Below are 2,396 nucleotides of genomic sequence, written 5' to 3'. Positions count from 1 at the left end.
ATGATGACCTGGTCGCCCTGGGCGGCCTTCTTCGTCTTCGGCGCTTCCTCGAACCGCTTCATCTGCGCGGCGAATTCTTCGATCTTGGCCATCACGGCCTTGTCGTTGGCGGGAACGGTCAGGCGTTCTAGCTTCAGGCCGTCGATCGACGGCGTCGCGATCTCGGGCAGCACTTCGAGGCTAACGGTCAGCTCGGCATCCTTGCCGGCTTCATAACCTTCGTCGAGCGCAACCGCGGGCTGCAGCGCCGGGCGAAGCTTTTCCTTCGCCATCAGGTCGCGCACGCCGGCGTCGATCGCCTTGTTGAGCGCGTCGGCGGAGAGCGCCGGGCCGTGCATCTTGCGGATCAGGTTTGGCGGAACCTTGCCGGGGCGGAAGCCGGGCATGCGGACGGTCGGGGCGATGCTCTTCACCTCGTCGTCGACGCGCGCGTCGATATCCTTGGCGGTGATGGTCACGCGATATTCGCGCTTCAGGCCTTCGTTCAGCGTTTCGACGGTCTTCATTGCCTTGGTCTTATCCTTGCTCAAAATCTCGTATCGAACCCCGCCAGCGCGGCGGAGTTCCCCATGATCCCGGCCTGCATTGCAGATTGGTGCGGGCGAAGGGACTCGAACCCCCACATCTTGCGATACTGGTACCTAAAACCAGCGCGTCTACCAATTCCGCCACGCCCGCAGGTGCTTTCGGCCGGGTGCACGAAATCGCGCGCTGCCGCGCACGCCCGTGCGGGCCGCGCGGGGCTATAGCAGACGCGTCGCCGAGGGCAAGGGCGCAAAGCCCCCCCGTTCCGCGCGCGGAACATGCTTGGCGCCTCCGCCGGCGGAACAGTAGGCGCGCCCGTTCGTTGGTTAACTCAAGGAGAGTGACAATGACCAGCAGCCCCGACCCGCTTCCGAAGCCGAAGCCCGACACGATCGAACCGCAGGCGCCGCCCGAACGGCCGGCGCAACCGCCCCCGCAAGAAGACCCCGCTGGCCAGCCGCCCGAAATCCCCGGCAATCCCGGCGGCGGCGACATCGACGAACCCGGCCGCGGACCCGACGAAGTGCCGCCGCAGCAGGTTTGACGCCACCTTCCTGTCTCCTTCCCCGGCCCGGCGCACCGGCGAAACCCTGTTCAGCGTCACGCGCCTCCGCACACCTCTGCGCAGGGATGACGATTCAAACAGAAATAATCAGGCTCCAAAAGGCGAATGCCCCTGTCGGCGGCGAACCGGCATTGATAATGTCGCGCCGCACCGCAACAGGAGTCTCACGATGCGTCCGCTTCTCCCTGCCCTCCTCCTCGCATCCGCTTTTCCTGCCACCGCCTTCGCGCAATCGGCGCCCGACGTCGCCGATCTCGCGGGCGCGCGCGCCGCGGGCGGTGAGACCCAGCTTCTTGCGCGCGGCTATGAATCGCGCTTCTCCAACACCGTTGGCGACCAACGCTACACCTTCTGGTGGAACGCGCGCACCGGCCGCTGCATCTCGGTTTCGACCGTCGACGGGCGCTATGGCGCATTGATCGCCGTTCCGGCCGAAAACTGCCGCGACGCCGGCTCCGCCGCTCCCGTCGATCACCATCAGCCCGCCGCCGAGCCCGGCTATCGCGACCCCGGCTCGCTCGTCCTCGTCTGCTACGGCGCGGGCACACGCCCGACCGTTCAGAACAATCCGCGCTACAGCTGGAACCCGCGTAACCATAAATGGGAATGGAGCAACGAGCTGTCGAACAACGCACAGGGGTTCAACAGCGACGTCCAGATCGAACTCTATGGCGATCACGGCCGCATCCATCTGGGGCCGAAGCTCGTCGCGCCGATTCACAGCGGCGACGATCATGGCTGGTGGGATCTCGACAATCTGGTCGTCACCCCCGACCGCATCACGGCGAGCTATCGGATCAACGGCCTCAACAAGCCGAAATTGACCGTCGATCGCCGCTCGGGAGGGATCACGATACAGGCGATCACCAATTTCTCGGGCCAGTGCGACAGCGGCGACTGGGCTGCGGGGACGCGGCGTTTCTAAGAAACGGCGCGCTTCGCGGCGACGTCGGCGAACATCGCCGCCAACGTCAGCGGAGCGCGAAGCATCGGCCGGTCCGTGTCAGCCGGCGCAGAAAGCCGCGAAGCGCGCGATCGCTCGCTTGCCGGTCGGCGTTGCCGTCATATCGAGCGTCTCGCCATTCGAGGTCATCCGCAGCCAGCCGTTCGCGGCGAAGGCGCGGAAAAGCGGCGAGGTCGCGGGCATTTCCTGCGCCGTGAAGGTGGGCAGCTCGTCGGCGACGGTCGTTCCGGCCAGCCGCACGCGCTCGCTGCCCGTTTCGAGTTCGATCGCGCTCAGGTCGGGCGCGCCGCCCGAAATCCCCGCGAAGACGCGGTCGCCGCCTTCCTCGCAAGTGAAATTCAG

At 66.2% G+C, this 2,396-nt stretch carries 4 protein-coding genes and 1 tRNA gene; 2 read left to right on the top strand and 3 right to left on the bottom strand.

All coding sequences use genetic code 11. From position 1 onward, the window contains the following. Both VJ811_RS05160 and VJ811_RS05155 read right to left on the bottom strand, forming a co-directional pair. Positions 1–506, bottom strand: a 506-nt coding sequence (locus VJ811_RS05160; protein WP_324071200.1) for a trigger factor family protein, incomplete at its 3' end; no start/stop codon positions are given. Between the two features lie 87 nt (positions 507–593). Continuing rightward, positions 594–678, bottom strand: a tRNA-Leu gene (locus tag VJ811_RS05155). A gap of 193 nt (positions 679–871) precedes the next feature. On the opposite strand from VJ811_RS05155, the gene VJ811_RS05150 reads away from it, so the two are divergent. Both VJ811_RS05150 and VJ811_RS05145 read left to right on the top strand, forming a co-directional pair. After that, positions 872–1,069 carry a hypothetical protein gene (locus VJ811_RS05150; RefSeq protein ID WP_324071199.1) on the top strand — a complete coding sequence of 66 codons (198 nt, stop codon included), beginning with the start codon at positions 872–874 and terminating at the stop codon, positions 1,067–1,069. Between the two features lie 190 nt (positions 1,070–1,259). Further along, positions 1,260–2,015, top strand: coding sequence for a hypothetical protein (locus VJ811_RS05145; RefSeq protein WP_324071198.1), 756 nt, complete (start codon positions 1,260–1,262; stop codon positions 2,013–2,015). A 78-nt stretch (positions 2,016–2,093) separates the two neighbouring features. Here VJ811_RS05145 and VJ811_RS05140 read toward each other — a convergent pair. Continuing rightward, the coding region (locus VJ811_RS05140; protein WP_324071197.1) for a hypothetical protein at positions 2,094–2,396 on the bottom strand (303 nt) is incomplete at its 5' end.

Origin of the sequence: Sphingopyxis sp. (genome assembly GCF_035250425.1) — a bacterium.
In the GTDB taxonomy this organism is placed as follows: Bacteria; Pseudomonadota; Alphaproteobacteria; order Sphingomonadales; family Sphingomonadaceae; genus Sphingopyxis.
This window is presented reverse-complemented; position numbering and strand designations above follow the sequence as displayed.

Bases quoted from the DNA above. Each gene is read 5' to 3' on its own strand.
- VJ811_RS05150 (WP_324071199.1), top strand. From the start codon at position 872: ATGACCAGCAGCCCCGACCCGCTTCCGAAGCCGAAGCCCGACACGATC.
- VJ811_RS05145 (WP_324071198.1), top strand. From the start codon at position 1,260: ATGCGTCCGCTTCTCCCTGCCCTCCTCCTCGCATCCGCTTTTCCTGCC.